This is a genomic window from Streptomyces sp. CA189, assembly GCF_056428985.1.
On the sequence record NZ_JBWJVM010000005.1, the window covers coordinates 1 to 25,184 of the forward strand.

Below are 25,184 nucleotides of genomic sequence, written 5' to 3' on the forward strand. Positions count from 1 at the left end.
CCACTCCGCTACGGCCTCCGCTCGCTCCGGCCGAGTCCGCGCTGCCGAGGCTGATGCCGATGCCCATGCCTGCCGATCCACTGCCGTCTCCTGACCCTTCGCGTGCCCGCGCCCTGCCGCTGTCGGCGTCCGCCGGCGGGCTGGGTTCGCCGCTTGCATCGGCTGCGTCCGTTCCTTCGTCGCCGGTGCTGGCTGATCGGTTGTCGTTGCCGGACTCTGCCCCTGCCCCTGCCTCGTCGCTGTCTGTGTCAGGTTCGCTGCTTCCTCCGGGTGTTTCGGGGGTGCCCTTCTCGGGGCCTGTGGATCCGCTGGGGCTGCCGCTTGCTCCGGCTGCGTCCGGTCCTCTGCCTCCGGTGCTCGCTGGTCCGCTGTTGTCGCCGGGCTCTTCGCCTGCGCCCGCCCTGCCGCTGTCGGCGTCCGCTGACGGGCTGGGTTCGCCGCTCCCGCCGGCCGCTTCGGTACAGCCCTCTTCGGTGGCCGCCGATCGGCCACGGTCCCCCCTTCCTGCGGCTGCGTCGCCGCAGGCGATGTCCATGCCCGCCGCCGGGCCGGTGACGCCGGCACCTCTCGGCTACGGCCACGCGTCCTCTACGCCGCTCCCCGTCGGCTCCGCGCCACTGCCGGCCGCGGACGCGGGCGGTCTCCCCTCAACGGCTTCAGACCTTCGCCCCGGCGTCCCGCCCACCGTGGGGGCAGCCCCGGCGGCCCCGGGTTCTGAGGCTGCGGCCGGGCACGGGTCCTCGCTGCTTCCGACCCTCTCCGCAGGGCTCCCGCAGCCGCCGCAGGCCCCCGGCCTCGGGGCCCGGCCCGTTGCGGGGAGCGCTCCGGTGTCCCCGCCCGTCAGTCCGGCCGGGCCGACGCAGCTCTCGCCCCCGGCCTTCGGCACTGCGCCGACGCAGCCGTCGCCCCCGGCCTTCAACGCCGCGCCGACACCGCCTTCGGCCCTGCCCCTCCGCACCGGGCTGACGCCGCCCCCGGACGGCCGCCCCTCGCCGTCCCCGACGGCCTCCGCCGGGCCTCTGCCGCCCCGGCTGGGGAAACCTCTCGGCACCGAGCCCACGGCTCCCGGCCCGAGCCCGGCCCCGGCCGTGCACGGGGCCCCGGACGGGCCGTCTCCCCTCAGCGCCGCCTCGGTGGTGACGGCCGCGCCTGAGGGGCCGACGCCCTCCGTCTCCTCGGACGGCAGGCCGGGCCCGTCGCCTTCCGGTGTCACGGCCCGACCCGAGCCGCCCGTTCCTCCCGCGGCCCAGGGCAGTGAGCCTCCGTCCGGCCCTCCCGCTTGGCAGCCGCCACCCGCGCCAGCGGAACGTTCTCCCCAGCCCTCCTTCGATCCGGCTGTGCCCGGCGGGCCGTCCCCCGCCTCCACGGCGTGGCCGCCGCTGCTCGCTGCTGCGGACGGTCCTTCTCGGCCCGCCGCTGATCCGGGTGTGTCCGCCGGGTCTTCGCCCGCCCGCACGGCGTGGCCGCCGCCGGCCGGTGCCGTGGCCTGGCCCGGGACACCGGCTCGCAGCGAGTCCCTGGGCAGCGCGCCTTCGCCCGCAGCGTCGTGGCCGGCTTCCGGCGCGGCGGTCGACGCCGGTCCGGCAAGCCCGGCAGGGGGCGTGCCGACCGCGGGCTCCCCGGATGCCCCCGCCGGGGTGCCCGCGGTGGAGGTTCGGGGCGCCGCGTCCGGCGCCGGCTCGGCAGTCGACCCCGCGCCTCCCGGCCCGGGGCGTTCGGACGGGCTGGTCTCAGGGGGACAGGGCGGGGCCGTGCCCGACGGGCCTTCCCCGGGGGCCCCTTCGGGTTCCGGGTCCACCGGCGCGCCCGACCGCGCCCAGGACGCGGTGGCCCCGCGACACGGCGCAGCGGAGCCGGGGGAGCGGGCCGTGGCGTCCGCCTCGGCGTCCGGGGACCGGTGCGCGCCGCCGGGAGACGGCTTCACCGGTCCTGCCGGTGCACTCCCGGGCATGCCGGCCGCAGGCATGCCCTGGCCGGCGGCCGAGCCGCAGCCGCCCGCCTCGGTGCCACGGCAGAAGGACGGCACCGTCCGACCCCGCGCGGGAGCGGCCGACCCCTTGGACCACCCCGACCCCGGGGTCGCCGCCGAGGCCGCCTCGGTGGAGAACCTGCTGCGCTGCTGGGTCCGCGAGACCGGACTCGAACAGCCCGTCGGTTCCGTTCTGCGCATCCCCCTCCCCGCATCGGGCGCCGCCCTGCTCGTCGCCGTCCGCTACTGGTCCGCGGCCGGCTGGCACCGCTTCGGCCCGGCCCGTATCGAAGGCGTCCCCGCCGACGCCCCCGCCGTGGACGCCGTCACCCTCGCGGCGCTGATCTCCCGCGAAGGCGACGGTGCCCACCGCCAGGGCGCCCACAGCGACGGCATCCCCGGAGACGGCATCCCCGGCACCCCCGGCAGCGCCGACCTCGTCGGCCGGGTCGCCGACTCGGTGCGCCGGACCGCCGAGTTCATCACCGACCGCCGCCAACGACCGGCCCCACCCGCCCCCGTCGCCGCGGACCGGTTCCTCACCGCCGAACAGTCCCTCCTCCTCGGCCACCCGCTGCACCCGACCCCGAAGAGCCGCGAAGGACTCTCCGAAGCCGAAGTGCGCCGCTACTCACCCGAACTCCACGGCTCCTTCCCCCTGCACTGGGTGGCGGTCGCACCCGCCGCCCTCGCCACCGACTCCGCCTGGACCGAACGCGGCCGCCCGGTCTCCGCCGCTCAGCTGCTGGGCCGCCTCGCGCCCGGGCTCCCGGTGCCCGACGGCGCCACCCCCCTCCCCCTTCACCCCTGGCAGGCCCGCGACCTGCTCCAGCGCCCCGCGGCCGCCGCCCTCCGCGACGCGGGACTCCTGCACGACCTGGGCCCGTACGGCGCCCCCTGGTACCCGACCTCCTCGATCCGCACCGTCCACCAGCCCGGCGCCCCCGCGATGCTCAAGCTCTCCCTGGGCCTGCGCATCACCAACTCCCGCCGCGAGAACCTCCGCAAGGAACTCCACCGGGGCATCGAGGTGCACCGGCTCCTCCGCACCGGACTCGCCGAACGGTGGCAGGCGGACCACCCCGGCTTCGACATCGTCCGCGATCCCGCCTGGGTCGCCGCCGACGCCCCGGACGGCGCACCCGTCCCCGGACTCGACGTCCTGCTCCGGCACAACCCCTTCCGGCCGGGCGACGACGCCCTCTGTGTCGCCGCACTCACCGCACCCCGCCCGTGGCCCGGGCGGACCACCATGAGCTCCCGGCTGGCCGAGACCGTCTCGCGGCTCGCCACCACCACCGGGCGGACGACCTCCGCCGTCGCCGCCGAGTGGTTCCTGCGCTACCTCGAACACGTCGTCCTGCCGGTCCTCGCCTTCGACGCGCTCGCCGGCATCGCCCTCGAAGCGCACCAGCAGAACACGCTGGTCCTCCTCGACCCGGCCGGCTGGCCGGTCGGCGGCCGCTACCGCGACAACCAGGGCTACTACTTCCGCGCCTCCCGCCGCGCGGAACTGGAGCGCCGGCTCCCCGGAATCGGCGCCACGAGCGACACCTTCGTCTCCGACGCCGTCACCGACGAACGCTTCGCCTACTACCTCGGCATCAACAACGTGCTCGGTCTCATCGGGGCCTTCGGGTCCCAGCGGCTCGCCGACGAGCGCATCCTGCTGGCCGCCTTCCGCCGGTTCCTCGGCAAGGCCAAGGGCCTCGGCCCGCTCCCCGAGAGGCTGCTCGACTCGCCCACCCTGCGCTGCAAGGCGAATCTACTCACCCGCCTCGGAGGCCTGGACGAGCTCGTCGGGCCCGTTGACACCCAGTCCGTCTACGTCACCATCGCCAACCCCCTCCACGATTGACGCGTCAGCACCGAAACGGAGCAGAGCCACCGATGCCCTCCACCGACTTCCACACCGGCGTGCTCCTCACCGATGTGCTGCTCACCGTCGCGCCGCGTCTGAGCCCCGAGTCGCTGCCCCAGCTCGCCGAAGCCGATCTCCTCGAATCCCCGGCGGCCTGGGGCGGCGTCACGACGGGGTCCGGCGTCTTCCGCCTCGAACCCGTACGGCTCGACCGAGACCTGGAACTGCTCTCCGGCTGGATGAACGACCCGCAGGTGGACGCCTATTGGGAACTCGCCGGCCCCGCCGCCGTCACCGCCGCCCACGTGTGGGCACAGGTGGACGGGGACAGCCGCAGCATCCCGTGTCTGGGCCTCCTCGACGGCATGCCGATGAGCTACTGGGAGATCTACCGGGCCGACCTGGACCCGCTCTCCGCGCACTACCCGGCGCACCCCCACGACACGGGTATCCACGTGCTCATCGGAGACGGTGCGAACCGCGGCCGAGGTCTGGGCACCGCGCTCCTGCGCGCCGTCGCCGACCTGGTGCTCGACAACCGCCCGCGCTGCATGCGCGTCATCGCCGAACCGGACATCCGCAACACCCCCTCCGTATCAGCCTTCCTGAACTCCGGCTTCCGCTGCCCCGCCGAGATCGAACTGCCGGGCAAACGGGCCGCCCTGATGATCCGCGAGCGGGCGCTGCGCAATCTCCTCTGAGACCCGCCCCGCTGTCCCCGCAGTTCCCGCAGCCCCGCAGTTCCCGTACGAATCGTCACGCTCTGTTACTTCCCGTCACTCTCACCTCGCAAACTCCGCGTCACGCAGCACAGTTCCCGATCCCGAGGAGTCCCGTGCCGAATTTCTCCGCAGCCCCCGACTCCCCGGGCCCCCACTTCTCGGACGTGGTGCCCCCGTCGCCCCAGCACCCGTGCACACCGCCCGAACTGAACCGTCCGACCTGGGATTTCGCCGCCCGCCGCCTGCTCGCCAAGATGCTCGGCGAGTTCGCGTACGAGGAGATCATCAGCCCGGTCCCCGCCCCGGCCGCCTCCGGCGACGCCTGGACGCTGACCCTCGACGACGGCAGCAGCCTCGGCTTCCGGGCCCGCCGCCGCTCCTACGGCAGCTGGCACGTCACACCCGAGACGATCACCCTCACCCCGCAGTTCGCCGGCGCCTCCGGCAGGCCGACCGCCTCCGGCACGCCGACCGCCTTCGGGGACCCGTACGCCTTCCTCATCCGCGCGCGCACCCTCCTCGGCCTCGACGGCGCCACCCTCGGCCACCTGGTCCGCGAGCTCAGTGCCACCCTCGCCGCCGACGCCCGCCTCGACCACACCGCGCTGACCGCGGACGTCCTCGCCGACCTCGACTACGCGGCCCTCGAAGGCCACCAGACAGGCCACCCCTGGCTCGTCCTCAACAAGGGCCGGATCGGACTCTCCGCCTCCGACACCGCCGCCTGGGCGCCCGAGGCCCGCACCGGCCAGCGCCTGCCCTGGCTCGCCGCCCACACCTCCCTCGCGCACTACCGCGGCACCGCCGGCCTGGAAGACCCGGCCCGCCTCTACTCCGCCGAGCTCGATCCCGCCACCCGCGCCCTCTTCGACCGGACCCTGCGCGACCGCGGCCTCGACCCGCTCGGCTACCTCTACCTTCCCGTCCACCCCTGGCAGTGGGACGAGGTCCTCCTGCCCCTCTTCGCCCCGGCCCTCGCCGCCGGCACCCTGGTCCCGCTCCCCGCCGACCCCGACCTCCGCCTCCCCCAGCAGTCGATCCGCACCTTCCTCAACCTCACCCGCCCCGACCGCCACAGCGTCAAGCTGCCGCTCTCCGTCTTCAACACCATGGTCTGGCGCGGCCTGCCTTCGGACCTGGCCCTCGCGGCGCCCGCCGTCACCGCCTGGATCCACTCCCTGCGCGACGGCGACCCCTTCCTCCGCGAGGAATGCGGAGTGATCCTGCTCGGCGAGGTCGCCTCCGTCACGGTCCGCCACCCCGTCTACGACGCGCTACCCGAGGTCCCGTACCAGTACAAGGAGCTCCTCGGCGCGATCTGGCGCCAGCCGCTGACCGGCCACCTCGCCCCCGGCGAGCGGGCCCGTACGCTCTCCTCCCTCCTGCACACGGACCCCCGCGGCCGGTCCTTCACCGCCGAGCTCGTCGCCCGTTCCGGCCTGACCCCCACGGTCTGGCTCCAGCGGCTCTTCGCCGCCCTGCTGCCCCCGCTGCTCCGCTTCCTCTACCGCTACGGCACCGTCTTCTCCCCGCACGGCGAGAACGTCATCGTGATCTTCGACGAGCACGACGTCCCGGTCCGGCTCGCGGTCAAGGACTTCGTGGACGACGTCAACATCTGCGCCGAACCGCTGCCCGAGCTGGCGGGCGTGCCCGACGAGGTCCGGGCGGTCCTGCCCGCCGAGCCCGCGGACTTCCTGCCCCAGTTCATCCACTCCGGGCTCTTCGTCGGCGTCTTCCGCTACCTCTCCGCCCTCTGCGAGGACCGGCTCGGGGTCCCGGAGGACACGTTCTGGTCCCTCGTGCGGGCGGAGATCCTGCGCCACCAGGCCCGCTTCCCGGAGCTCAAGGAGCGCTACGCGCTCTTCGACCTCCTCGGTGAACGCATCGGCAGGCTCTGCCTCAACCGGAACCGCCTCTACGAGGACGGCTACCGCGACCGGCCCGACCGCCCGCACGCCGTGCGGTACGGCACCGTGCCCAACCCCCTCCACCGGTCATGACCGCTCGCCGGTGCGGTCACTGTCGGCGGAGCCCCGTAGGGTTGGCACTGCTATGACGAAGCCCTCCCTCCCCGACCTGCTGCACGCCGCCGTCTCCGCCGTCGGCGGCACGGAGCGCCCCGGCCAGGTGGCCATGGCCGAAGCCGTCGCCGAAGCGATCGACGACAACTCCCACCGCCTCATCCAGGCCGGTACCGGCACCGGCAAGTCCCTGGGCTACCTGGTGCCGGCCCTCGCACACGGCGAGCGCGTGGTCGTGGCCACGGCGACGCTGGCCCTCCAGCGCCAGCTCGTCGAGCGCGACCTGCCCCGGACGGTGGAGGCGCTGCATCCGCAGCTCCGCCGCCGGCCGCAGTTCGCCATGCTCAAGGGCCGGTCCAACTACCTGTGCCTGCACCGTCTGCACGAGGGCGTCCCGCAGGACGAGGAGGAGGGCCTCTTCGACCAGTTCGAGGCGGCCACCCCGACCAGCAAGCTGGGGCAGGACCTGCTGCGGCTGCGCGACTGGGCGGACGAGACCGAGACGGGCGACCGCGACGACCTCACCCCCGGCGTCTCCGACAAGGCCTGGGCGCAGATCTCCGTCTCCTCCCGCGAATGCCTGGGCGCGACGAAGTGCGCGTACGGCGCGGAGTGCTTCGCGGAGGCCGCCCGTGAGCGGGCCAAGCTCGCGGACGTGGTCGTCACCAACCACGCACTCCTCGCCATCGACGCGATCGAGGGCGCCCCGGTGCTCCCGCAGCACGAGGTGCTGATCGTCGACGAGGCCCACGAGCTGGTGTCCCGGGTGACCGGGGTCGCCACGGGCGAGCTCACCCCGGGCCAGGTCAACCGCGCCGTGAAGCGTGCGGCGAAGCTGGTCGACGAGAAGACCGCCGACTCCCTGCAGACCGCCTCCGAGACCTTCGAGCGGGTCATGGAGCTGGCCCTCCCCGGCCGGCTGGAGGAGATCCCCGAGGACCTCGGCTACGCGCTGATGGCCCTGCGGGACGCCTCGCGCACCGTGATCTCGGCGATCGGCAACACCCGCGACAAGTCCGTCCACGACGAGGACGCCGTCCGCAAGCAGGCGCTCGCCGCGGTGGAGAGCGTGCACGGGGTGGCGGAGCGGATCACGGCCGGCTCCGAGTACGACGTGGTCTGGTACGAACGCCACGACCGCTTCGGCGCCACCCTCCGGGTGGCTCCGCTCTCGGTGTCCGGCCTGCTGCGCGAGAAGCTGTTCGCGGACCGCTCGGTGGTCCTGACCTCCGCGACCCTCAAGCTCGGCGGCGACTTCAACGGGGTCGCGGCGTCGATGGGCCTGTCCCCGGAGGGCGTCGAGGGCGAGGACGTGCCGCAGTGGAAGGGCCTGGACGTCGGCTCGCCCTTCGACTACCCCAAGCAGGGCATCCTCTACGTCGCCAAGCACCTGGCCACCCCCGGCCGCGAGGGCACCCGCGGCGACATGATGGACGAGCTCGCCGAACTGATCGAGGCGGCGGGAGGCCGCACCCTCGGACTGTTCTCCTCCATGCGCGGGGCGAAGGCCGCCGCCGAGGAGCTGCGCGGCCGGCTCGACAATCCGATCCTGCTCCAAGGCGAGGAGACGCTCGGCGAGCTGATCAAGGCCTTCGCCGCCGACCCGAAGACCTGCCTGTTCGGGACCCTGTCGCTGTGGCAGGGCGTGGACGTGCCGGGGCCCAGCTGCCAGCTGGTGGTCATGGACAGGATCCCGTTCCCGCGCCCCGACGACCCGCTGATGAGCGCCCGGCAGAAATCGGTCGAGGAGCGCGGCGGGAACGGCTTCATGTCCGTCGCGGCGACGCACGCGGCGCTGCTCATGGCCCAGGGCGCGGGCCGGCTCGTACGGGCCACCGGGGACAAGGGCGTCGTAGCGGTTCTGGACCCCCGGCTGGCCACGGCCCGGTACGGGAGCTTCCTGCGGGCCACGCTGCCGGACTTCTGGTACACCACGGACCGCAACCAGGCCCGCCGCTCGCTCGCCGCGATCGACGCAGCCGCGAATGCCGAGGAAAAATAGCTCTCGGTAGCACGAGCGGCACCATCAATTGAGCAACCCAATCGGCGAGCAACCACATCCGCGAGAGCGGCGGCGGTTTAGCCGCAAAAAGGGGCACGAAGCAGCCCTGGGACCGGCGCAGTAGGTCCCAGGGCTGGATGGGGGCGCGGGGCGTCAGACCCGGCGCAGTACCGCCACGACCTTGCCGAGGATGGTGGCCTCGTCACCGGGGATCGGCTGGTAGGCGGCGTTGTGCGGGAGCAGCCAGACATGGCCGTCCTCGCGCTTGAAACGCTTGACCGTGGCCTCGCCGTCCAGCATGGCGGCGACGATGTCGCCGTTCTCCGCGACCGGCTGGCGACGGACCGTGACCCAGTCGCCGTCACAGATGGCGGCCTCGATCATCGAGTCGCCGACGACCTTGAGGCAGAACAGCTCTCCGTCGCCGACGAGCTGGCGGGGGAGGGGGAACACGTCCTCCACCGACTCCTCCGCGAGGATCGGGCCGCCGGCCGCGATCCGGCCGACCAGGGGCACGTACGAGGCCGCGGGCTTGCCCGTGGTGTCCGTGGGCTGCGAGCTGGGCTGGTCGGAGCCGCGCACCTCGTACGCCCGGGGGCGATGGGGGTCGCGGCGCAGGAAGCCCTTGCGCTCCAGGGCCATCAGCTGGTGCGCGACCGAGGAGGTGCTGGACAGGCCGACCGCCTGGCCGATCTCCCGCATCGACGGCGGGTATCCGCGCCGCTGCACCGAGTCGCGAATGACCTCGATGACCCTCCGCTGCCGGTCCGTGAGCCCGGAGCTGTCGGCGCGGATGCCTGGAGGTCGCCCTGGCAGCGAGCGTGCGGGGCGTACGGGCTCCGCCTCCGGGTTCTGACTTGCGTCATTCATGGCATGCACCGGCTCGAGTCGGCTCTGGGAGCGGTTCTGGGCAGTGATGGTGGCACTGTCTGCGGTGGTGGTCACGTCGGCCCCTCTCGAAATGTTCTCCCTAGCTGGACAACGGTAGTTGCTTTCGAAAGGTTGCGCCAAACACACGTTCGAGTGAAAAATCGGAGATCACCCACCGTGGTCACTTCGTGAGGTGTATAGACCGTCGGCGGGCCATCCCGACCGAACGGGGGTTCGGCTGCGGAGCCACTGCTTACGGTACCCTTCCGGGTCGGGTCGCCACCTTCCGGGTCTGCGCCCAGTGTGGCACCGCGAGGCCTGTCATCCGGCCATCGGACGCCGCGACACGCGGAGCGGTGCGAATCCACCACAACCCAAGATCTAGTGGTTGGATGAGCGCTGCCACCCAGAAGTTGTGGTCCTCGGTCTGCCGGGGCCCCCGACATCGCATATGCTTGTGGCTGCTTCGAGAGCCTCCGACAGAGCTTCGACTCTGCCGTTCAGGGGTCTCGCGAGGTGATTCAGTCGTGCCAAGAGGAGGGTGAGGGAACCATGCACTGCCCCTTCTGCAGGCACCCCGACAGCCGTGTCGTCGACAGTCGCACCACCGACGACGGCACGTCGATCCGCCGGCGCCGCCAGTGCCCCGACTGCTCCCGTCGCTTCACGACGGTGGAGACGGCCTCGCTGATGGTGATCAAGCGCAGCGGGGTGACCGAACCCTTCAGCCGTACCAAGGTCATCTCCGGCGTGCGCAAGGCGTGCCAGGGGCGGCCGGTCACCGAGGACGCCCTCGCCAAACTCGGCCAGCGGGTCGAGGAGGCGCTGCGCGCCACCGGGAGCGCCGAGCTGACCACCCACGACGTGGGTCTGGCCATACTCGGCCCGTTGCAGGAGCTCGATCTGGTCGCGTACCTCCGGTTCGCGTCCGTTTACAAGGCGTTCGACACACTCGAAGACTTCGAGACCGCCATCGCGGAACTCCGCGTGCCGCGGCCTCACCCCGAAGAGTGCGAGCCCCGTGGGACCGCTCCGGTCCCCGTGCCCGCCTCCACCGCCGACTGACCGGACGGCCCGTTCCACGCCGTACGTGCGTCGTGGAACGGCCGGTGGGTCTGGCGAAGAAGACGTAGATACAAGACACACAGCACCGTGCCGCGGAATAGCGCTGGCACTTTAGGGCGTTTTGCCCGCATTGGGAGGAACGGCATGACAGAGACGGCGAGCAGCTCGGCACGAGGTTCCCGCGCCAAGGGCACCAAGACTGCCAAGAGCGGCCTGCGTATCGAGCGCATCCACACCACCCCGGGCGTGCACCCGTACGACGAGGTGACCTGGGCGCGCCGCGACGTCGTCATGACCAACTGGCGCGACGGCTCGGTCAACTTCGAGCAGTACGGCGTCGAGTTCCCCGACTTCTGGTCGGTGAACGCGGTCAACATCGTCACCAGCAAGTACTTCCGCGGCGCGGTCGGCAGCCCGCAGCGCGAGACCGGTCTGAAGCAGCTCATCGACCGGATCGTGAAGACGTACACGAAGGCCGGCGAGGACTTCGACTACTTCACGTCGCCCGCCGACGCGGAGATCTTCGAGCACGAGCTGACCTACGCGCTCCTGCACCAGATCTTCAGCTTCAACTCGCCGGTGTGGTTCAACGTCGGCACGCCCCAGCCGCAGCAGGTCTCCGCCTGCTTCATCCTGGCCGTCGACGACTCCATGGAGTCGATCCTCGACTGGTACAAGGAAGAGGGCATGATCTTCAAGGGCGGCTCCGGCGCCGGCCTGAACCTCTCCCGCATCCGCTCCTCCAAGGAGCTCCTCTCCTCCGGCGGCAACGCCTCCGGCCCGGTCTCCTTCATGCGCGGCGCCGACGCGTCCGCCGGAACGATCAAGTCGGGCGGCGCCACCCGCCGCGCGGCCAAGATGGTCGTCCTGGACGTGGACCACCCGGACGTCGAGGACTTCATCGCGACCAAGGTGAAGGAAGAGGAGAAGATCCGCGCCCTGCGCGACGCGGGCTTCGACATGGACCTGGGCGGCGACGACATCACGTCCGTCCAGTACCAGAACGCCAACAACTCGGTCCGCGTGAACGACGAGTTCATGACGGCCGTCGAGAACGGCACCGAGTTCGGCCTGCGCGCCCGCATGACCGGCGAGGTCATCGAGACGGTCGACGCCAAGTCGCTCTTCCGCAAGCTCGCCGAGGCCGCGTGGGCCTGCGCCGACCCGGGCATCCAGTACGACGGTGTGATCAACAACTGGCACACCTGCCCCGAGTCCGGCCGCATCACCGCGTCCAACCCGTGCAGCGAGTACATGCACCTGGACAACACGTCCTGCAACCTCGCCTCGCTGAACCTGATGAAGTTCCTCGACGACGACGGCAAGGGCAACCAGTCCTTCGACGCCGAGCGCTTCTCCAAGGTCGTCGAGCTGGTCATCACCGCGATGGACATCTCCATCTGCTTCGCGGACTTCCCGACGCAGAAGATCGGCGAGAACACCCGCGCCTTCCGCCAGCTGGGCATCGGCTACGCCAACCTCGGCGCCCTGCTGATGGCCACCGGCCACGCGTACGACTCCGACGGCGGCCGCACCCTCGCCGCGTCGATCACCTCGCTGATGACCGGTACCGCGTACAAGCGCTCCGCCGAGCTGGCCGCGATCGTCGGCCCGTACGACGGCTACGCCCGCAACGCCGAGTCGCACAAGCGCGTCATGAAGCAGCACGCCGACGCCAACGCCGTCGCGCCGCGCACCGAGGACCTGGACAGCATCATCTGGGCCGCGGCCACCGAGGCCTGGCAGGACGTGATCCGCCTGGGCGAGAAGAACGGCTTCCGCAACTCGCAGGCCTCCGTCCTCGCGCCGACCGGCACCATCGGTCTCGCGATGTCCTGTGACACCACCGGTGTCGAGCCGGACCTGGCCCTGGTCAAGTTCAAGAAGCTCGTCGGCGGCGGCTCGATGCAGATCGTCAACGGCACCGTTCCGCAGGCCCTGCGCCGCATGGGCTACCAGGAAGAGCAGATCGAGGCGATCGTCGCCCACATCGCCGAGCACGGCGTGGTCGTCGACGCCCCGGGCCTGAAGCAGGAGCACTACTCGGTCTTCGACTGCGCGATGGGCGAGCGTTCCATCTCCGCGATGGGCCACGTGCGCATGATGGCCGCGATCCAGCCCTGGATCTCCGGCGCGATCTCGAAGACGGTCAACATGCCGGAGACGGCGACCGTCGAGGAGATCGAGGAGATCTACTTCGAGGCGTGGAAGCTGGGCGTCAAGGCGCTCGCGATCTACCGCGACAACTGCAAGGTCGGCCAGCCCCTCTCCGCGAAGAAGAAGGAAGAGGAGAAGGAGGAGGTCACCGCCAAGGCGGAGGACACCATCCGGACGGCCGTCGAGAAGGTCATCGAGTACCGCCCGGTCCGCAAGCGCCTCCCGAAGGGCCGCCCGGGGATCACCACCTCCTTCACGGTCGGTGGCGCCGAGGGTTACATGACCGCGAACTCCTACCCGGACGACGGTCTCGGCGAGGTCTTCCTGAAGATGTCGAAGCAGGGCTCGACCCTCGCGGGCATGATGGACGCCTTCTCGATCGCCGTCTCGGTCGGTCTGCAGTACGGCGTCCCGCTGGAGACGTACGTCGCGAAGTTCACGAACATGCGCTTCGAGCCGGCCGGCATGACGGACGACCCGGACGTGCGGATGGCGCAGTCGATCGTCGACTACATCTTCCGCCGCGTGGCGCTCGACTTCCTGCCCTTCGAGACCCGCTCGGCCCTCGGCATCCACTCCGCCGAGGAGCGCCAGCGCCACCTGGACACCGGTTCCTACGAGCCCCTCGACGAGGAGCTCGACACGGAATCCCTGACCCAGGCGGCCCCGCTCGCCGCGGTCCAGACCGTCCCGGCCGTCAAGCCGGTCGCGGTCGTCCCGGTCCCGGCCCCCAAGACGGCGCACTCCAGCGCCGAACTGGTCGAGATGCAGCTCGGCGTCTCCGCCGACGCCCCGCTCTGCTTCTCCTGCGGCACGAAGATGCAGCGCGCCGGCTCCTGCTACATCTGCGAGGGCTGCGGCTCCACCAGCGGCTGCAGCTGACACCGGGGGTAGCCGTCGGCGCGGGACGCGCCCGCGCGGACGGCTGACCAGCAGCTCACGAAGGGGACCGGCCATCGGCCGGTCCCCTTCGGCGTGCCCTCCGCCCGGTGCCGACGTGGCCGTGCCGGGGTGATGATGTATTTAGCTAATTAGCTCATGTGCTAAAAAGGTCGCATGGCTGAGAACAGCGAGACCGATGACGACGCCGGCGTCTTCCGGGCGCTCGCCGACCCCACGCGGCGCCAGATCCTGGAGGATCTGCGCGGCGGGGAGCTGGCGGCCGGGGAGATCGCCGGCCGGTTCACCATCAGCGCCCCGTCCGTGTCACGGCACCTGGGAGTGCTGAAGTCCGCGGGGCTGGTGCGGGAGCGGCGCGACGGCAACCGCATCCTCTACACGCTCGTCGAGGAGCGGCTGGCCTCCTCCGTCGGGCGGTTCCTCAGCATGGTGTGCCCGGAGCAGATCGTGCTGCGGCACCAGCGGCGCAAGAACGGGGCGGGGGAGAGCGCGGAATGATCAGTCTGAAGCTCGCGAGTGTCATCGAGCGGCGGTTGCTCGTGAACTACCGGGTCGAGCCCGAGGTGGCGGCGGGACTGCTGCCGGCCGGGATGAGACCGCAGCTCGTCGGCGGCTGGGCCGTCGCCGGGATCTGCTTGCTGCGACTCGGGGACACCCGGCCGAGGTGGGCCCCGGCCGGTACCGGCGTGCGCAGCGAGAACGCCGCGCACCGGATCTCCGTCGAATGGGACGGACCGGACGGGGTCGAGGCGGGCGTCTGGATCCCGCGCCGCGACAGCGGTTCCCGGCTCAACGTCCTGGCGGGCGGCCGGGTGTTCCCCGGAGCACACGGGTCCGCCGTCTTCGACGTACGGGAGACCCCGCAGGAGATCGGGGTCGCGTACGAGACCAGGGACGCCTCCACGCGGGTGCGCGTCGTGGCCCGGGTCGCGGACGAACTGCGCGGCAGCCGACTGTTCGGCGACCTGGCCGAGGCCTCCGAGTTCTTCCGGCAGGGTGCCCGCGGCTACTCGCCGGCGAGTGCCGAGGGCCGGCTCGACGGCATGCAACTGCATACGGACGCGTGGCGGGTCGAGGCCACCGAGGTCACCCGCGCCGAGTCCTCCTTCTTCGAGGACCCCGAGCGCTTCCCGGCCGGCACGGCACAATTCGACTGCGCCCTGCTGATGCGCGACGTGCCCGTGGAGTGGCACCCGCTGGACCCCGCGGCCGGTGCGGGATGCGCCGCGGCGGCCGCGTGAAAGCGGGTTGGCGTCCGGGGGCCGGAGAGTGATCATTGCGCGGGGGAGGCCGTGACCGGGCACCCCGTACGTGTCGGCACGGTGTGGGGGAGCAGTCATGTGGAGCGGTGACGAGCTGGATCTGGACGCCTACCTGGCGAGGATCGGCTGGGAGGGCGGGGAACTCCGGGCGGACCTCGCGACGTTGAAGGCAGTACACCGGGCCCACGCCGGTGCGATCACCTTCGAGAGTCTGGACGTGCTGTTCGGCCGGGGCGTCGGGCTGGACGTCAAGACCGTTGAGGACAAGCTCGTGCGCGAGCGCCGGGGCGGCTACTGCTACGAGCAGAACACCCTGCTGGCCGCCGCCCTGGAGCGGATCGGCTTCGAGGTCTCCGGACGCGGCGCCCGCAACCGCTCCCGGGGGGAGACCCTGACCGCGGTGACGCACGCCGTGCTCGTCGTCACCGTCGAGGGGGAACCGTGGCTCTGCGACGCCGGGTTCGGCTGGCAGGGACCGCGCGAGCCCGTGCCGCTGGCGCACCCCGGCGCCGAAGTGCGGCAAGGGGAGTGGGTGTTCCGCGTCCGGGAGGAAGCGGACGGGGTCCTCGTGCTGTGCGTGCCGCGCGAGGGCGTCTGGCGGGACCTGTACGCCTTCACCCCGCAGCCCTACCACCCCGTCGACTACGTGGTGCTGAACCACTACAGCTCCTCGCACCCCCGCTCCGCCTTCGTCGGCCGGGTCGTCGTCCAGCGGCAGGGCGACTCCGACCGCCTGGCCCTCGTGGGACGGGAGCTCTCCCGGCTGCGCCCCGACGGGCGGATCGAGCGGCGGGAGGTGCCGACCGGGGAGCTGCTCGCCCTGCTCGGACGGGAGTTCGGGCTTCGGCTGTCCGAGCGGGACGCGGCCGAACTCCTTCGGATGTACCGCGCCGAGGACTGACCCGGGCCCCGCCGGGACCGTACGATGGGGCAGTGCTGGTCAAGTGGATTCGCTGCACGGTGACGGACCGACGCGGGTTCGAGCGCGGGCAGCGCAAATGGGCGGGGCTGCCCGGCGAACCGGGATTCCGGGGGCAGGGCGGCGGCTGGAGCCGGGGCCGGCAGGGGGTGGCGCACGTCTTCACCTTCTGGGAGAGCCGTTCCTTCTACGACTCCTTCATGGCCCGCTCGCACGACCGGCTGGCCGCTTCGCAGAACGGCACCTACACCGACGCGCGGGTCACGCTCTTCGACCACCGCTTCGACGTGAAGACCGGCTTCGAGCCGCGGTTCACCGACGCCGACGTCGTCAGGGTCGCCCACACCAGGGTGCGGGAGGGGCGCGTGGACCATTTCGCGCTCATGCAGGAGAAGGTCTGGAACCCGGCCATGGCGGGCTCGCCCGGCATGGTCCGGGGGCTCTTCGGCGAGGCCCCGGGCCGCGAGTTCCTGGTGCTGTCGATGTGGCACGCGGCGGCCGAGCACGGCAAGTACCGGCAGGAGCGCGTCGAACGGCTGTCGCTGCGGGCGCAGATTCAGGCCGACGTGGAAGCCCTGACCGGGGACGTCGTCGACCTCGAAGCCTCCTGGACGGTCTGACCGCGAGCCGCTGTAGGCCCCGCCGGAGAGCTGACCGCTGGGCCGCCGCCGGGGCGTACGGCGTGCCCGGTCCGCGCGCCCGCCGATGGCCGAATAGGGTCGTGGGATGGTACGACCACGGCGCATCGTCCTTGTCCGGCACGGGGAATCGGAGGGCAATGCCGATGACACGGTGTACGAGCGGGAGCCCGACCACGCCCTCCGGCTGACCCGCACCGGGCGCGAGCAGGCCGCGGAGGCCGGCGGACGCCTGCGCGAGCTCTTCGGGGACGAGCACGTGAGCGCGTACGTCTCCCCCTACCGCCGGACCCTGCAGACCTTCCGCGAGCTGCGCCTGGACCCGACGCGCGTGCGGATGCGCGAGGAGCCGAGGCTGCGCGAGCAGGACTGGGGCAACTGGCAGGAGCGCGAGGACGTACGGCTGCAGAAGGCGTACCGGGACGCGTACGGGCACTTCTTCTACCGGTTCGCGCAGGGGGAGTCGGGCGCGGACGTGTACGACCGGGTCGGGGCCTTCCTGGAGAGCCTCTACCGCAGCTTCGAGGCCGCGGACCATCCGGAGAACGTGCTGCTCGTGACGCACGGCCTGACGATGAGGCTGTTCTGCATGCGGTGGTTCCACTGGTCCGTGGCCGAGTTCGAGGCCCTCTCCAACCCGGGGAACGGCGAATACCGGGTGCTGCTGCTGGGTTCCGACGGCCGGTACCGGATGGACCGCCCGTTTGAGCGGTGGACCACACCCGAGCCTTATGACCTGGACGGCTAGAGTGACGCGCGATGACCGCTGACTCCTCTCCCGAAGGGCGCTACGCACGCGCCATGGCCAGCCTCCGCGGGCTGGCCCTGGGCGACGCACTGGGTTCCCAGTACTTCGTCCCCGTGAACTACCCGCTGCTCAAGCGGCGCGAGCTGCCCGCCGGCAGCGATCCGTGGCAGTGGACCGACGACACCGAGATGGCCTGCTCGGTGGTGGCCGTGCTCGCCGGCCACGGCCGGGTGGACCAGGACGCGCTGGCCGCCTCCTTCGCCCACCACCACGACTTCGACCGCGGCTACGGACCTGCCGTGAACCGGATGCTGCGCCTGATCCGCGAGGGCGCGGACTGGCGCACGCTCGCCGCGGAACTCTTCGACGGGCAGGGCTCCTGGGGCAACGGCGCGGCCATGCGGGTCGCCCCGCTGGGCGCCTGGTACGCCGACGACCCGGAGCAGGCCACCCACCAGGCGGAGATCTCCGCCTACACCACCCACCAGCACCGCGAAGCGGTGTGCGGTGCGATGGCCGTGGCCGCCGCGGCCGCGCTGGCGGCCGATCCGGCCGGGCCGCCGAAGGCCGCCGACCTGCTGGACGGGGTCATCGCGCTCGTCCCGCGGAGCGCGGTGGGCGCCGGGGTGCGGCGGGCGCGCGACATGCTCGACTACGGGGACGCGACCACCGTCGCCGCCGTTCTGGGCTGCGGTCGGCGCACCAGCGCCCACGACACCGTGCCGTTCGCCCTGTGGTCGGCGGCGCGCTGCCTGGACGACTACGAGCGGGCCTTCTGGACCACCGCCCAGGTGGGCGGAGACGTGGACACCACCTGCGCGATCGTCGGCGGAGTGCTGGGCGCCCGCGGGTCTGCGGTGCTGCCGCAGTCCTGGCTGGCCCGGACCGAGGCGCTGCCGGCCTGGCTGCCGGAGTCGGCGGGGTAGTGGGGTAGTCGGGTAGGCGGGCTGCAGCGGCGGTCCGTGCCGGTTCGTACCCCTCCGTTTGTCACGGTCCTGCCACAGGCATCTTTTGAGCCTGTTCAAAACTGCACACGAGCGGCCTACTCTGTCGGCTTCGCCACCCCCGCCTGATGGCCGGGGGCGGCCGACAGGGGAGGGGAACCCGATGTCAGCAGAGAACGCCGGTGCGGAGAATGCCGAGGCGGAGCGCGCCGCACCGACACCACCCGCGCCGCCCGGCTGGGATCCCAAGGCCTGGCAGGCCCACCAGCTGCGCAAGGAGCGCGCCGCCTCCGGTGCCTGGTCGATGGCCCCGCTCGCCTGGGCCGAGGCCGCCCGGCCCGCCGCCGTCGGACCGGTACCGGCCGTCGTGCTGGGCGCCGCCCTCGCCTCGGGCATCGCCGTCTCCCTGCTCCTCGGCGACGGGCTGGGTCCGGGTCTGCTCCTCGCGGTGGTGCCGGCGCTCGTCGCCGCGTACGCGGCCGCCCGCGCCGCCGGCCGCACGCTGCGCCCGTGGACCGCGCTCTGGGCGCTCGGCTGTCTCGCGCTGCTCGCCGTGCCCGCCTTGCGCGCCTCCGGCTGGCCGGCGGTGACGGCCCTGTTCGCGGCCCTCCTGACGGGCGCCCTGGCCCTGCACGGCAGCCGCAGTTGGCCCGGCATCCTGCTCGGCCCGATAGGCCTCCTCGACTCCGCCGTGCTCGGCGTGCGCTGGGTCTGGATCGGCCTGCGCTCGCGCGGCGAGGGGCGCCGGGAGCGCTGGCTGCCGGTGGTGAAGGCCGTCGTGGTGGCGGTGGCCCTGCTGGCGCTCTTCGGCACCCTGTTCGCCTCCGCCGACGCCGCGTTCGCGGACCTGCTGAGCGGGCTGACCCCCGACATCAGCGGTATGGGCGGCCCGGTTCGGTTCCTGCTCTTCGCGCTGGGCCTCCTCGTCGCGATCGCCGTCGCCCGCGCGGCCGCCGCCCCCTCCCGCTGGGACCGCATCGAGGTGCGCCCGGGGAAGGCGCGCTCCCGGGTGGAGTGGGCCCTGCCGCTCATCGTGCTGAACCTGCTCTTCGCCGCCTTCAACGCCGTCCAGCTCGCCGTCCTCTTCGGCGGCTACCGCAAGGTCCTGGACGCCACCGGCCTCACCTACGCCGCGTACGCGCGCCAGGGCTTCTGGCAGCTCCTCTGGGCCACGCTGCTCACCCTCGCCGTCATCGCGCTCGCCCTGCGCTGGGCCCCGCGCGACGGAGCCGGCGGCCGGCGGCTGGTGCGCGTCGTGCTCGGCACCCTCTGCGTGCTGACCCTCGTGGTCGTCGCCTCGGCGCTCCGCCGCATGGACCTGTACGTGGACGCGTACGGGCTGACCAGGCTGCGCCTGTCGGTCGCCGGAGTGGAGCTGTGGCTCGGGCTGGTGATCGTACTGATCATGGCCGGCGGGCTGTTCGGCGCGCGCTGGCTCCCCCGCGCGGTCGTGGGGAGCGCCGTGGCGGCCGTACTGGCCTTCGGGCTGGTGTCCCCGGACGGGGTCATCGCGGAGGGCAACGTCACGCGGTACGAGCGGGACGGCAAGATCGACCTGGCCTACTTCCAGTCCCTGTCGGCGGACGCGGTACCCGCCCTGGACCGGCTGCCCGAGCCCCAGCGGTCCTGCGCCCTGCGCGGGATCGCCAGGGAGCTGGCGGCGGCGGGCCGGACGCCCTGGTACGCGACGAGCCTGGGGGAGCGCCGGGCCCGGGACATCCTGAGCGAGCGCGGGGTGAGCGCCTCGTACGAGGAGTGCAAGAGCCTGGGCACCTTCGGGAGCCGGGTCGAGTTCTAGGGCCGTACGGGACTGCGTGCTCAGGCGGCCGGACCGGCCTTGGCGGCGGCTCCGTTCGGGGCCTCCAGGTCGCTCGGGCGGGCCCGAACTCGAACGGGCGATTCGCGATGCCGTGTTGGAGCAGCTGAGCACCACGGGATGGAACGCCCTCACCATGGAGGGCGTCGCGTCGGAGGCGCGTCGCGGGCCGGGCAGGCGCTGAGGGGGGCTTCACGAGTGCGATCACACCCAGGCGGAGCGGTTCCGCGACCTGGTCCGAGCCGGGCTGTACGAACCGGCGCACGCGCTCATCGGTGAGTTGGTGAACCGGGGAATCGACCGGGGGGCATCCGTGCGGACGCGACCGGTCCACTTCTCGCCGAGGTCATCCCGGCGCTGATGACGTACCGCGCGAAGGTGTGCGGAAGCGAATGGGCGGACGCGGAAACCGCCGAGATGGTCGACGGGGGTGATGGCGCCGCTGCTCAAGATGTGAGACGGGGCGGGGAGGTTCGCGCGGCGCGGAGGTGGCCGGGGCGCGGCGGTGAGGGGGCGTCGGCGAGGCGGGAAGGGGGCGTCGGCGCGGCGGGGAGGGGGCGGGGTGTGCAGGCGGCCCGGGGCGGCGTAACCTTGCTGGCGCCATGCCGTACGAAGCACCCACTCACACCGTCGAACGCTCCCTCCGAGCGACCACCGGCGCCAAGGTCATCGCCGGGGTCGACGAAGTCGGACGAGGGGCCTGGGCCGGTCCCGTCACCGTCTGCGCGGCGATCACCGGTCTGCGCCGGCCGCCCGCGGGACTCACCGACTCCAAACTGCTCACCGCCAAGCGCCGTGACGCGCTCGTCGGCGTCCTGGAGGACTGGGTCACGGCCTATGCCCTGGGCCACTCGTCCCCCGAGGAGATCGACGAACTCGGGATGACCGCAGCCCTGCGTCTCGCCGCGGTGCGCGCCCTGGAGGCGCTGCCCGTGCGGCCCGACGCGGTGATACTCGACGGCAAGCACGACTACCTCGGCACGCCCTGGCAGGTCCGGACGGTGATCAAGGGCGACCAGTCCTGTGTCGCCGTCGCCGCGGCCTCGGTGATCGCCAAGGTCCGGCGCGACCGGATGATGGCCGAGATCGGTGAACTGGGCGGCGGAATCGAAGACTTCGCTTTCGCCGCCAACGCCGGATATCCCTCGCCCGTACACCGGGCGGCGCTCGAGGAGCAGGGGCCGACCGCGTACCACCGGCTCTCCTGGTCCTACCTCGACGCGCTGCCCCGCTGGAGCCACCTCAAGAAGGTGCGCCGCAGCGAGGAGTCGATGGAGCTGGAAAACGGAGGCCAACTCGGCTTCGATTTCTGATCGCACGCACGTGCCACCAACCGGTACGTTTCGCACCGGTGTTTGATGAATGTCAGCTCATGCCTCTCACCCCCGCCCCCGAGGAGCTTCAGATTCACGAGAGTGCCCAGGGTCCCCGCGTCACGCCGGCCGCGAGCCGCACCGCGCAGACCCCCCGCCCCGTACCCGGTCCGCGCCCCGCCCCCAGGCCCGCGCCGCCCGCGCCGCGGAAACCGCAGGCCACCCCCGTTCCCGCAGTCGCCACCGCACCATCGGTCTCGGCGGCCGTCCCGCAGATCCAGCTGATCCCGGCATCCTCCGACGGCGCGCTGGACGCGGCCGAAGAGGCCGTGGACCTGCTGCTCGACACCGGGCGTGCGCCCGGCGACATCCTGGTGCTCACCACCGGCGACCCGCACCCGTGGGCCGCGCACGAGCTGTCCTTCGGCGAGGCCGCGTACTGGGCCCTGCAGGATGCCGGGGACGACGTCTTCTACGCGGACGCGGCGCAGGTTCAGCGTGCCGCCGGCCGTCCCGTCGTGGTCTTCGCGGCCAACGGCGGACCGGTCGACGCGGCTGCCGGAGCCCTGCCGGTCGCGCTCGCGCGAGCCGGTGCGCTCCTGATCGTGTGCGGCGAGTCGCAGCAGATCAACTCCGTGCTGGGTGCGGGCGTCTGACGCCCCGTACTCCCGCACGGTCGAGGGGCGGGGCGGGCCGGTGGCCGGCCCTGCCGAAGACCGAGGCCTGACCAGCCGTACGCCCGTTTCCGGGTGTACGGCCTTTGGTCGTTTCGGGCAGGAGTACGGAGCCGCGCGGACTCAGCGTGCGGCGGTGCGGCGCAGGGCCTCCGCGGCTCCGCCGCCGCGCAGGGCGAGCGGCGCGAACTCGGACGACGTGTCGCCGAGGCGCTCGGGCCGGGAGTCCGAGCTCGGGCTCCGGCCGCCGCGGCCCTCGCCCAGCACCTGCCAGCCGCTCCGGGTCAGCGTGATGTACGCGCCGCAGCGCAGCCCGTGCAGGGTGCAGGCGTCCCGCAGCCCCCACATCCAGGCCCCGTCCTCCTCGGTCCAGGGCTCGTCGCCGTCGCGGCAGTACAGCAGCACGGCGGTCCGTACCGGGGTCCGTCGCCGCAGGTCGTGCGGAATGACCCGGCGCAGCCGGGACAGCAGGGCGTTGCGGTACTCCCAGCCGTCGGCCGCGGTGGAGCGCTGCACGAAGGAGGCGCTGGCCACGAGCCGCTCCTCGGGCCCGAGCACGGCGATCACCGCCGTGTACGGCACCGGGCTGTGCCGTGAGTGCAGTCCGCTGACGACCTCGCGCGGATTGCGCAGCAGGGGGACGCCCGAGGACGTCCACTCGGAGGGTTCCAGCAGCCTGCCGTGCCGGCTGGCGCCGCCGGTGGCCGTTGTCAGGGACGTGGTCGAGGGCGGCGTGAATCCGAAGGTCACGGTCCTCCCTTCGGGTACACGCCCGCGAACGGGCACAGCTGGAGTGCGGGCGCGCCACGGCACGGCCCAGGAGAGCGCCGTCGAGCCGAGCGGGAGCAGCACAATTCTCGCGTGGCCCGTGAGCATGCGGCAACGAGCAATTGGAGCCGCCGACCGGAATTCGCCGGTATGCCGTTCATATCCTTGCCCCGCCACGCCGAAGATGACTCATTCGGTCCAGGGTGGAGCGCCGGCACCTGGGGAAACGGCTCCTGGGCGGCTGCCCGCCGCAGGAGTCGCGCGGAGGCGCGGACGGCTTGTGGGCCCGCCGTCACGCTGGGTGAATTGGCCGATTGTCCTAGCCATCGGGTTGCATGGGGGCATGGACAACCTGGAGCTCCGCGCTGAAGCCGATGCCGTCCTCGCTGAGCTGGTCGGTGCCCCGCGGGGTTCGGCGCGGCTGCGGGAGGACCAGTGGCAGGCCGTGTCCGCCCTGGTGGAGGAGCGCCGGCGGGCGCTGGTGGTGCAGCGTACGGGGTGGGGCAAGTCGGCCGTGTACTTCGTGGCGACGGCCCTGCTGCGCCGTCGCGGCGCGGGCCCGACCGTGATCATCTCGCCGCTCCTCGCGCTGATGCGCAACCAGGTCGACGCGGCGGCGCGGGCCGGGATCCAGGCGCGGACGATCAACTCGGCCAACCCCGAGGAGTGGGAGACGATCTACGGGGAGGTCGAGCGGGGCGAGACCGACGTTCTCCTCGTGAGTCCGGAGCGCCTCAATTCCGTGGACTTCCGGGAGCAGGTGCTGCCCAAGCTCGCTGCCACGACCGGTCTGCTGGTGGTCGACGAGGCCCACTGCATCTCCGACTGGGGCCATGACTTCCGCCCCGACTACCGCCGGTTGCGCACCATGCTCGCCGAGCTCGCCCCCGGCGTGCCCGTCCTCGCCACCACCGCGACGGCCAACGCACGCGTCACGGCGGACGTGGCCGAGCAGCTGGGCACGGGAGGCGGGGGCGCTCTGGTCCTGCGCGGGCCGCTGGACCGGGAGAGCCTGCGGCTGGGGGTGCTGGAGCTGCCGAACGCGGCGCACCGGCTGGCGTGGCTGGGGGAGCGGCTGGGGGATCTGCCGGGCTCGGGGATCATCTACACGCTGACGGTGGCGGCCGCGGAGGAGGTCGCGGCGTTCCTGCGGCAGCGCGGGTATCCGGTGGCCTCGTACACGGGGAAGACGGAGAACGCCGATCGGCTGCAGGCCGAGGAAGACCTGCTGGCGAACCGGGTGAAGGCGCTGGTGGCGACCTCCGCACTGGGGATGGGCTTCGACAAGCCGGACCTGGGGTTCGTGGTGCACCTGGGCTCGCCCTCGTCCCCGATCGCCTACTACCAGCAGGTGGGGCGTGCGGGGCGCGGCGTGGACCATGCCGACGTACTGCTGCTGCCGGGGCGGGAGGACGAGGCGATCTGGGCGTACTTCGCTTCGGTGGGGTTCCCGCCCGAGGAGCAGGTCCGGCGGACCCTGGAGGTGCTGGAGCAGGCGGGCCGTCCGCTGTCGCTGCCGGCGCTGGAGCCGCTGGTGAATCTCCGGCGGTCGCGGCTGGAGACCATGCTCAAGGTCCTGGACGTGGACGGTGCGGTCAAGCGCGTGAAGGGGGGCTGGACCTCCACCGGGCAGCCGTGGGAGTACGACGCGCAGCGGTACGAGTGGGTGGCCCGGCAGCGGCAGGCCGAGCAGCAGGCCATGCGGGACTACGTGGCGACCACGGGATGCCGGATGGAGTTCCTGCAGCGGCAGCTCGACGACGAGAAGGCGACCCCGTGCGGCCGCTGCGACTCCTGCGCCGGGCCCTGGCTCGATCCCGCGGTGTCCCACGGGGCCCTCGATACCGCGACCGGTGAGCTGGACCGTCCGGGGGTCGAGGTCGAACCCCGCCGGATGTGGCCCTCGGGCATGCCCGCGGTCGGCGTCGACCTCAAGGGCCGTATCCCCGTGGGCCAGCAGGCGGCCACAGGGCGCGCGCTGGGAAGGCTGTCGGACATCGGCTGGGGCAACCGCCTGCGCCCGCTCCTGTCGGAGCACGCCGCAGACGGGCCGGTTCCGGACGACGTGCTGGCGGCCGTGGTGACGGTGGTGGCCGACTGGGCCCGTTCACCGGGCGGCTGGGCCGGCGGCTCGGACGGCGCGATGGCCCGCCCCGTCGGGATCGTCGCCATGCCCTCGCGCTCCCGCCCGCAGCTGGTGGCCTCGCTCGCCGAGGGCCTGGCCCGGGTCGGCCGGCTCCCGCTGCTGGGCAGCCTCGCCTACACCCCGCAGGCCGGCGAGCACGGCGCACACCGCAGCAACTCCGCCCAGCGGCTGCGCGCCCTGGCCGCCTCGTTCACGGTCCCCGATGAGCTCGCCGCGGCCCTGGCCGCCACCCCGGGACCGGTCCTGCTCGTCGACGACTACGCCGAATCCGGCTGGACCCTGGCCGTGGGCGCCCGCCTCCTGCGCCAGAGCGGAGCCGCCCAGGTGCTGCCCCTGACCCTTGCCCTGGCGGGCTGAAGGCACCTCGCCGGCCCCGGCGGCCGACC

General features: G+C 72.6%; 18 protein-coding genes. 16 read left to right on the forward strand and 2 right to left on the reverse strand.

What is annotated here, in order from left to right; all coding sequences use genetic code 11:
- Positions 1–1,949 precede the first annotated feature (1,949 nt).
- The 4 genes from AC061S_RS05960 (at position 1,950) to AC061S_RS05975 (ending at position 8,578) form a co-directional block, all read left to right on the forward strand.
- The gene (locus AC061S_RS05960; RefSeq protein ID WP_478684779.1) at positions 1,950–3,827 is read left to right on the forward strand and encodes an IucA/IucC family protein; all 1,878 of its coding nucleotides are present in this window, start codon (positions 1,950–1,952) and stop codon (positions 3,825–3,827) included.
- 32 nt (positions 3,828–3,859) lie between these two features.
- Positions 3,860–4,531, forward strand: a complete 672-nt coding sequence (locus tag AC061S_RS05965; protein ID WP_478684780.1) for a GNAT family N-acetyltransferase — start codon at positions 3,860–3,862, stop codon at positions 4,529–4,531.
- 134 nt (positions 4,532–4,665) lie between these two features.
- Entirely contained in the window at positions 4,666–6,555 is a 1,890-nt protein-coding gene (locus AC061S_RS05970; protein ID WP_478684781.1) for an IucA/IucC family protein, read from the forward strand.
- 52 nt (positions 6,556–6,607) lie between these two features.
- Entirely contained in the window at positions 6,608–8,578 is a 1,971-nt protein-coding gene (locus AC061S_RS05975) for an ATP-dependent DNA helicase (protein ID WP_478684782.1), read from the forward strand.
- 153 nt (positions 8,579–8,731) lie between these two features.
- Here AC061S_RS05975 and lexA read toward each other — a convergent pair whose 3' ends face one another.
- On the reverse strand, positions 8,732–9,523 hold the full coding sequence (gene lexA / locus AC061S_RS05980) for a transcriptional repressor LexA (RefSeq protein WP_478684783.1): 792 nt from the start codon (positions 9,521–9,523) through the stop codon (positions 8,732–8,734).
- A 477-nt stretch (positions 9,524–10,000) separates the two neighbouring features.
- Here lexA and nrdR point away from each other — a divergent pair, with 477 nt between their 5' ends.
- The 11 genes from nrdR to AC061S_RS06035 all read left to right on the forward strand — a co-directional run bounded on the left by nrdR (position 10,001) and on the right by AC061S_RS06035 (position 21,866).
- Positions 10,001–10,513, forward strand: coding sequence for a transcriptional regulator NrdR (gene nrdR, locus AC061S_RS05985; protein WP_478684784.1), 513 nt, complete (start codon positions 10,001–10,003; stop codon positions 10,511–10,513).
- A 144-nt stretch (positions 10,514–10,657) separates the two neighbouring features.
- On the forward strand, positions 10,658–13,552 hold the full coding sequence (locus tag AC061S_RS05990; protein ID WP_478684785.1) for a vitamin B12-dependent ribonucleotide reductase: 2,895 nt from the start codon (positions 10,658–10,660) through the stop codon (positions 13,550–13,552).
- A 174-nt stretch (positions 13,553–13,726) separates the two neighbouring features.
- Positions 13,727–14,068: a metalloregulator ArsR/SmtB family transcription factor gene (locus AC061S_RS05995; protein WP_478684786.1), complete on the forward strand. Its 342-nt coding sequence runs from the start codon at positions 13,727–13,729 to the stop codon at positions 14,066–14,068.
- Entirely contained in the window at positions 14,065–14,811 is a 747-nt protein-coding gene (locus tag AC061S_RS06000; RefSeq protein ID WP_478684787.1) for a DUF2071 domain-containing protein, read from the forward strand. The genes AC061S_RS05995 and AC061S_RS06000 overlap by 4 nt, the downstream gene beginning before the upstream one ends.
- A 97-nt stretch (positions 14,812–14,908) precedes the next feature.
- Positions 14,909–15,733 carry an arylamine N-acetyltransferase family protein gene (locus AC061S_RS06005; protein WP_478684788.1) on the forward strand — a complete coding sequence of 275 codons (825 nt, stop codon included), beginning with the start codon at positions 14,909–14,911 and terminating at the stop codon, positions 15,731–15,733.
- 32 nt (positions 15,734–15,765) lie between these two features.
- A complete protein-coding gene (locus AC061S_RS06010) occupies positions 15,766–16,371 on the forward strand; it encodes a YdbC family protein (protein WP_243331790.1) in 606 nt (201 codons plus the stop codon).
- A gap of 106 nt (positions 16,372–16,477) precedes the next feature.
- On the forward strand, positions 16,478–17,137 hold the full coding sequence (locus tag AC061S_RS06015) for a histidine phosphatase family protein (RefSeq protein WP_478684789.1): 660 nt from the start codon (positions 16,478–16,480) through the stop codon (positions 17,135–17,137).
- Between the two features lie 11 nt (positions 17,138–17,148).
- Positions 17,149–18,063 carry an ADP-ribosylglycohydrolase family protein gene (locus AC061S_RS06020; protein WP_478684790.1) on the forward strand — a complete coding sequence of 305 codons (915 nt, stop codon included), beginning with the start codon at positions 17,149–17,151 and terminating at the stop codon, positions 18,061–18,063.
- 181 nt (positions 18,064–18,244) lie between these two features.
- Positions 18,245–19,879 (forward strand): DUF4153 domain-containing protein, encoded by a 1,635-nt coding sequence (locus tag AC061S_RS06025; RefSeq protein ID WP_478684791.1) that lies wholly within the window; start codon positions 18,245–18,247, stop codon positions 19,877–19,879.
- Positions 19,880–20,499: 620 nt separating this feature from the next.
- Complete coding sequence (locus AC061S_RS06030; protein WP_478684792.1) at positions 20,500–21,210, forward strand: ribonuclease HII; 711 nt, start codon at positions 20,500–20,502, stop codon at positions 21,208–21,210.
- A gap of 59 nt (positions 21,211–21,269) precedes the next feature.
- Positions 21,270–21,866: a hypothetical protein gene (locus AC061S_RS06035; protein WP_478684793.1), complete on the forward strand. Its 597-nt coding sequence runs from the start codon at positions 21,270–21,272 to the stop codon at positions 21,864–21,866.
- A gap of 141 nt (positions 21,867–22,007) precedes the next feature.
- On the opposite strand, the gene AC061S_RS06040 is transcribed toward AC061S_RS06035, so the two are convergent.
- On the reverse strand, positions 22,008–22,634 hold the full coding sequence (locus tag AC061S_RS06040; protein WP_478684794.1) for a hypothetical protein: 627 nt from the start codon (positions 22,632–22,634) through the stop codon (positions 22,008–22,010).
- A gap of 361 nt (positions 22,635–22,995) precedes the next feature.
- Here AC061S_RS06040 and AC061S_RS06045 point away from each other — a divergent pair, with 361 nt between their 5' ends.
- Entirely contained in the window at positions 22,996–25,155 is a 2,160-nt protein-coding gene (locus AC061S_RS06045) for a RecQ family ATP-dependent DNA helicase (RefSeq protein WP_478684795.1), read from the forward strand.
- The last annotated feature ends 29 nt before the right edge of the window (positions 25,156–25,184 follow it).